Raw genomic sequence first — 6,379 nt, forward strand, 5'->3', positions numbered from 1 at the left:
GATTTGCCCTGTATTAAATAGTACCAGCAAGAAAAATCCATTTGTTGAAAATCATTGTTTGCCCCAACCCTCCCGAAGTCTCGGGATAAATTCCGGGAGCAATGATTTTCAACGATTTACTCCCTTTTCCCGAAGGGATCCTCCAAAGGAGTCCTTCGGACCTATGGGAAGGGTGGGGTAAATAAATCGTTGAAAATCAAATTCAGGGTGTTTTCTTGCTGGCAATAAATAAAACTTTCTATTTTTACGGCTGGATTGATTCCGTGTTGTACACTTGAACGCGAGATAAATTTAACACTTTATTAAATGCCGGAAATGCCCCAGTTAGAAAGACTCCTGAGGATGCTGATCAACCTCTCCAGCGGAGTGAAGTACACCGCCGGCGATCTTTCGGAGCGGTACGGGATTTCGAGACGTACATTTTTCAGGGATAAACAGACCCTGCTGAATGCCGGGTTTGCCGTTGAACACCAGGATGGATTGTATTGGATTGATAAAATCGAATCACCATTCAGGGAGTTGCATCAATTGCCCTATTTCACCGAAGAAGAGGCCTGGATCATGCGCCGCGCCATCCATTCCATTGACGAAAACAACCAACTGAAAACCAACCTGGTCGAAAAACTTTATTCGCTTTACAAGTTTGGGAAAGTGGCCGAGATCATCGTCAGGAAGCAGCAATCGGAGGTGGTGAGCAACCTCACCAAAGCCATCAGCCATCAGCAACAGGTCATCCTGCGCGAATACCATTCGTCGCATGGCAACACCATCCTCGACAGAACTGTTGAGCCATTCGACTTTACTTCCAATTTTATCGCTGTCTGGGCATTCGATACCAGCGATCAAACCTGTAAAACATTCAAAATCTCCCGCATCAGCCAGGTGACCATTACCGGCGAGCCCTTCCGTTTTGCCCGTCAGCACCATAGCCTTCCCCTCGATGTATTCCGGATCAGCGGTACTATGCAAACCAATGTTAAACTCAAACTTAGTTTGAGGAGCTGCAACCTGCTCACCGAAGAATATCCCCTGGCCGAAAAATACATCACCCCGCTCGACAACAACCTTTGGCTGTTCGATGCACCGGTATCCAGTTTTGAAGGGGTGGGACGATTTGCCCTGGGACTTTGCAATGATGTCGAAATCCTGGAACCAGAAGGCCTGAAAGCCTTTATCCGCGGGAAAATCAGCTGCATAGAAAATCATCTTCGGTAGTTTTCCTGCTATCAAATAATCTTTTTCATTGCTGTCCGAGAAAGTTTGTTAATCTCCTACGGAGAATTAAAACACTCGAATAATCGAATTGATCTACAATACTTTATGCCTACGGCGAATTTCATTTAGTGGGTGAAGTATTTTAGAAAAAAGGTTACCCCCATCATCTTTTATACCTTGTAGAGGTTTTACCAGAAAAGGTATTCGACAGTTTTTGGAATTTTCAACCGGATAGTAATAAATCTTTTTGAATAGATTTTTTTCATAGTGTCATGATCTGGCACTCCCGGTGGTTTACTTTGCCGGCAAATCTAAAACGACAAGCCATGAACCGCAAACATTTCGATCATTTTCATATTGCAGGATTCACCTTTTATGAGGGTGTCCTCGCCTTCAGCCAACTACAGATAGGTACCGAACTGCTCCTCAAACCCGAACCCGACAACCGTTACGACGAAAACGCCGTTGCCATCTGGTACAACGACCACAAGCTTGGATTTGTCCCCCGCTCGTCCAACCAAGCCATTGCCGCCATCCTCAACGCCGGCCACCTGATCTTCGAAGCCCGCATCCAGCAATTAAAGCCCAATGCCCACCCCGAGGATCAGGTGCATGTGGTCGTATGGGTGAAGAGCAAAGAACCGGAAAAGCAAAAAAACAGGGGTGATGGATAATGAATTTGGAGAAAAGTTATCTTTGCCAAAAATTATACTTCTCTGAATGAAGTTTTTAAGTATGATTTATGTTATTTTTAAACCAATGGGAATAATTGACCAAAACAGAGACAAGATCAATGCACTGTGCAGTAAGTACAAGGTAGCCAAACTGTTTGTTTTTGGATCTGTGCTCACTGATGACTTCAAGGAATCCAGCGATATTGATTTACTGGTAAATTTTGATGATGTTGATCTGTATCATTATGCTGACAACTATTTTGGTTTTAAAAAGTCGCTTGAAAAGACCCTGAACAGAGAGGTTGACCTGGTTGAGGACAAAGCATTGAAAAACCCTTACCTGCGCAAGTCCATTGATGCCACAAAACAACTGGTTTATGGATAACGAAATAAAAACATGGCTGTTCGATATACTGCTATCAATAGATGAGATTGATAGCTATTACGAAAACAAACCGCGGATTTTTGAAGCATATCTTTCCGACATCAAAACCAAAAGGGCAATTGAACGAAACCTTGAGATCATTGGTGAAGCTGTTGGCAGGATTATCAGAAAGGATAGAAATTTTAAACTTGAAAATGTCGAAAATATCATCGGTACGCGCAACAGGATTATTCATGGATACGATAAAGTTTCAGACGACCTGATCTGGAGTATTGTGATCAATCATTTACCAAAATTAAAAGCCGAAGTCTCCGGACTATTGAATGAATAACTGACTTTCCCCGAAATCAGGTTGAAATCCGGCTCGTTTCAACACAGGCGATTATTCATCTTCACAATGTGACAGGCGCCCCGGTTATTTACTGCCCCATCCTCGACGCCGGGTAACCCCATCTTCGAAGCCCGCATCCGGCAAATCAAGCCCAATGCCCACCCCGAGGATCAGGTGCATGTGGTCGTATGGGTGAAGAGCAAAGAACCGGAAAAGCAAAAAAACCGGGGTGAGGGCTGATGGATGGAGAGAAAAGCTATCTTTGGGGTTTCAATTTGAGCACCAACTTTAGAGAATGGCAAAAAAGAACGGTAACGATAAAGCGATTGAAGTACCACTTTGGGGGGAAACAAATACATGGACTTTGCGAACCGTGACGACAACATTGATTTTGACAACACGATGAAAACCTTGCAAAAAAGGGGTTTGCTGAATAGCTGAAAACCGAAGTAGCCTAAAAAAATGATTAATTAACCGTATTTAATGGGTTGGGTTATGGAATTAGAAAAAAGCCTGAGTTACATCACTGAAATCAAACAAATTCTTGCCCAGGAAAGACAGAAAGCATATTATGCTGTAAATACGGCAATGGTTGAAGCTTATTGGTTGGTAGGAAAACGCATTGTGGAGGAAGAACAAAATGGTGAAGACAGGGCAAGGTATGGTGATGAAATACTTAAAACTCTTTCATTGGAGTTAACACAGGAATTTGGCAAAGGATTTTCACTAACAAATCTTAAGAATATTCGAAAATTCTATCTCGTATTCAGCGCAATAGAAAAAGGGCAGACAGTGTCTGACCAATTCATTCCCCCAATTTGGCAGACACTGTCTGCCAAATTGAGCTGGTCGCATTTCGAACGGTTGATGCGTGTTGAAAATGAGCAGGCAAGAAATTATTACCTGAAAGAAGCAGCAGATCAAAATTGGTCTGTGAGCACCCTCGACCGTAATATTTCCACGCTCTACTACCAACGCCTGATTTCTTCACAAAAGAAAGAATTGGTAAAACAGGAAATGGAGGAAAACACTGCTTCCTTTCAGCAAAATCCTGACGATTTTATCAAAAACCCGGCAGTACTGGAGTTTCTCAAAATACCAACAAATAATGCATACACAGAGAAAGAACTTGAACAGGCTTTGATTGACAACCTGCAACAGTTTCTGCTGGAGTTGGGTAAAGGATTTTCGTTTGTAGCGCGGCAAAAGCACATCCGTACTGATACTACTGATTTTTTCGTTGACCTGGTGTTTTACAATTACATGTTGAAGTGTTTTGTGATAGTGGAACTGAAAACCCACAAGCTCAACCACCAGGATATCGGGCAACTGGATATGTATGTTCGCATGTTCGACGATTTGGAACGCCCATTGGGCGACAACCCTACCATTGGCATTTTACTCTGCACCGAAACCGACAACACCATGGTTAAATATTCGGTTTTAAGCGAAAGCAGACAGCTCTTTGCCAGCAAATACCTGCCTTACCTGCCCACCGAAGAAGAACTGGCAGCCGAAATTGAACGTGAGAAACTGGTCTTCAAACAGCAGTTGGGAACGTAAACCCGATCTAATTTTTTAAAATATGGATTGTGAATTTTGGACCGCAAAATCTTCTTTCCCAACATCAAGACAGATGTGCGGTTGGAAGAAGAAAAACCACTGGCTTTTCGAAACTTCTCCTCAGAAATTAGTGAAGCTTTAGGTTGGGATTTTGTTAGAATAGTCCAATCCCGCACCTGAGGGATTGTGGGTTTCCGACGGGCGGGTTGTTTGCTACGATAGTCCAACCTCTACGAGGTTGTTATGGATGTGGGCAGATTGCGGTTTTGCTACAATACTCCAACCTCTGCGAGGTTGTAACCGGCTGATTGGTTTGTCCGGCGCAACCCTGAAAGGGTTGGACTATTGTAGGTTTAAGCAACCAAAAGAACCATTTCGACAACCCCGTACGTACGGGGTTGGACTATTCTTTAATCCTTTCAGGTCTATACCGCGAAATTCCCGGCAAAATGTGGTTTAATCACATAGCACTCCCCGCCACCTTCTTCTTCGGTGTCGGGCAAGCCCGCCTTTTCATTCTTTGTCTCGTCCTGAAATAAGTTGGCAGTTTTTTATTAATCCTAATTTGAGTTGACAAAACATAATCTCTGGGTAATGATGAGCCGGAAGATAGTTTTGCTTCAGATGGGTGGGGATGGCAGCCCTAAAGATTAGTTGAAAATATTTTGAGCCACTGACATCATCAGCCACTTGCATGGGTTTATTTTGCTGCGAATTTTAAAACCGTCAATCATGAAGCTCAAATATTTCGACCATTTCCACATTGCAGGAATCACCTTTTATGAGGGTGTCCTCGCCTTCAGCCAACTGCAGATCGGTACCGAACTGGCTCCTTAAACCCGAACCCGACAACCCCCACGACGAGAACGCCGTTGCCATCGGGCACAACGACCACAAGCCCGGCTTCATTCCCCGCTCGTCCAACCAACCCATTGCCGCCATCCTCAACGCCGGGCATCCCATCTTCGAAGCCCGCATCCGGCAAATCAAGCCCGATGCCCATCCCGAAAACCAGGTGCATGTGGTGGTGTGTGTAGTAACTCCAAAACAGTAGGCATTAATTTCATTCTCAATTGACTAATTTGAAGTTCGAATGTTTCTTTATCAAGTAAAAAATTTTCCGAGAATATTGGATATCAAAACCGATATTGGGAGCAGATAAGTAGATTGTTAGTTCAGAATTAGATACTTTTGCAACATACAAATTTTTATGATTTCAAAACGTAATCATTAATGATTCAAAGATGAAAGAAGGTCAACGGTTGTGGACAAAAGACGAATTAATCTTAGTTTTAAACTTGTATTGCAAATTGCCATTTGGCAGATTACATAAATTAAATCCCGACGTCATTGACTTGGCCGTTTCGATCGATAGAACACCAAGTTCTGTTGCATACAAATTAGTCAACTTTGCAAGTCTTGATCCAAGTCTTAAAGTCAGAGGAATCAGGGGTGCAAAAAATTCGAGTAAATTGGATAAGGAAACATGGGATGAATTCTTTGAGCAAATAGACATCTCTTCTTATCAAAGTGAGAAAATTCTGGCAAGTTTAAAACACACAACCATTGAGAAATTGCATCATATAAGCGAGGATGAAATGCCAAAAGAGGGAAAGATTAGAGAAAGATTAATCAAAACTCGTGTGAATCAATCCTTTTTCAGAAGCATGATTTTGGCTGCTTATAATCATACTTGTTGCATTACCGGAATAAATCAGCCAGATTTTTTAATTGCAGGTCATATTCGTCCATGGGGAATTGATGAAAAGAATCGATTAAATCCAAGAAATGGGATTGCTCTAAATGCGCTGCATGACAAAGCATTCGAACTAGGCTATATCACGATTACTACTGATTACAGAGTTAGAGTATCTCCTCTTCTTTTGGAGAAACCAACTTTACCTGTTAGTGATTTCATCAATAAATATGATAATCGTGAAATTATTTTGCCTTCAAAATTTCTACCTGATCTTGAGTTCTTGAAATATCATAACCAAGAGCGTTTTCGGTCGTGATTTGTTTTGGAAGAAATTTTTTAGAATAGAAGATGGCTTTATCCCACCGCTCTTAGCGGCCTGTCTGTCAATAGATCAGTTCGAGGATAAAATCAGCGGTTTGACGGAGTTGCGTGTAGAGTTGGCGGGGGTCTTCGAACCGGAGTGGGTGGTCGAGTTCTTTGTGCACATACACTTTGCCGTTTTTACCTGGGCA

General features: G+C 42.5%; 7 protein-coding genes. All 7 read left to right on the forward strand.

Features of this window, described 5'->3' with window-relative positions; translation table 11 throughout:
• Positions 1 to 306 precede the first annotated feature (306 nt).
• A complete protein-coding gene (locus IH598_09555; GenBank protein ID MBE0638753.1) occupies positions 307 to 1,215 on the forward strand; it encodes a WYL domain-containing transcriptional regulator in 909 nt (302 codons plus the stop codon).
• Positions 1,216 to 1,541: 326 nt separating this feature from the next.
• Positions 1,542 to 1,889 carry an HIRAN domain-containing protein gene (locus IH598_09560; GenBank protein MBE0638754.1) on the forward strand — a complete coding sequence of 116 codons (348 nt, stop codon included), beginning with the start codon at positions 1,542 to 1,544 and terminating at the stop codon, positions 1,887 to 1,889.
• A gap of 85 nt (positions 1,890 to 1,974) precedes the next feature.
• Complete coding sequence (locus IH598_09565; protein ID MBE0638755.1) at positions 1,975 to 2,274, forward strand: nucleotidyltransferase domain-containing protein; 300 nt, start codon at positions 1,975 to 1,977, stop codon at positions 2,272 to 2,274.
• Positions 2,267 to 2,605 (forward strand): DUF86 domain-containing protein, encoded by a 339-nt coding sequence (locus IH598_09570; GenBank protein ID MBE0638756.1) that lies wholly within the window; start codon positions 2,267 to 2,269, stop codon positions 2,603 to 2,605. The genes IH598_09565 and IH598_09570 overlap by 8 nt, the downstream gene beginning before the upstream one ends.
• A gap of 495 nt (positions 2,606 to 3,100) precedes the next feature.
• Positions 3,101 to 4,168, forward strand: coding sequence for a DUF1016 family protein (locus IH598_09575; protein MBE0638757.1), 1,068 nt, complete (start codon positions 3,101 to 3,103; stop codon positions 4,166 to 4,168).
• Between the two features lie 781 nt (positions 4,169 to 4,949).
• Positions 4,950 to 5,222 carry a hypothetical protein gene (locus IH598_09580; protein MBE0638758.1) on the forward strand — a complete coding sequence of 91 codons (273 nt, stop codon included), beginning with the start codon at positions 4,950 to 4,952 and terminating at the stop codon, positions 5,220 to 5,222.
• Positions 5,223 to 5,412: 190 nt separating this feature from the next.
• Positions 5,413 to 6,183, forward strand: coding sequence for an HNH endonuclease (locus IH598_09585; protein MBE0638759.1), 771 nt, complete (start codon positions 5,413 to 5,415; stop codon positions 6,181 to 6,183).
• The last annotated feature ends 196 nt before the right edge of the window (positions 6,184 to 6,379 follow it).

This window comes from Bacteroidales bacterium, assembly GCA_014860585.1.
Taxonomy (GTDB): Bacteria; Bacteroidota; Bacteroidia; order Bacteroidales; family 4484-276; genus RZYY01.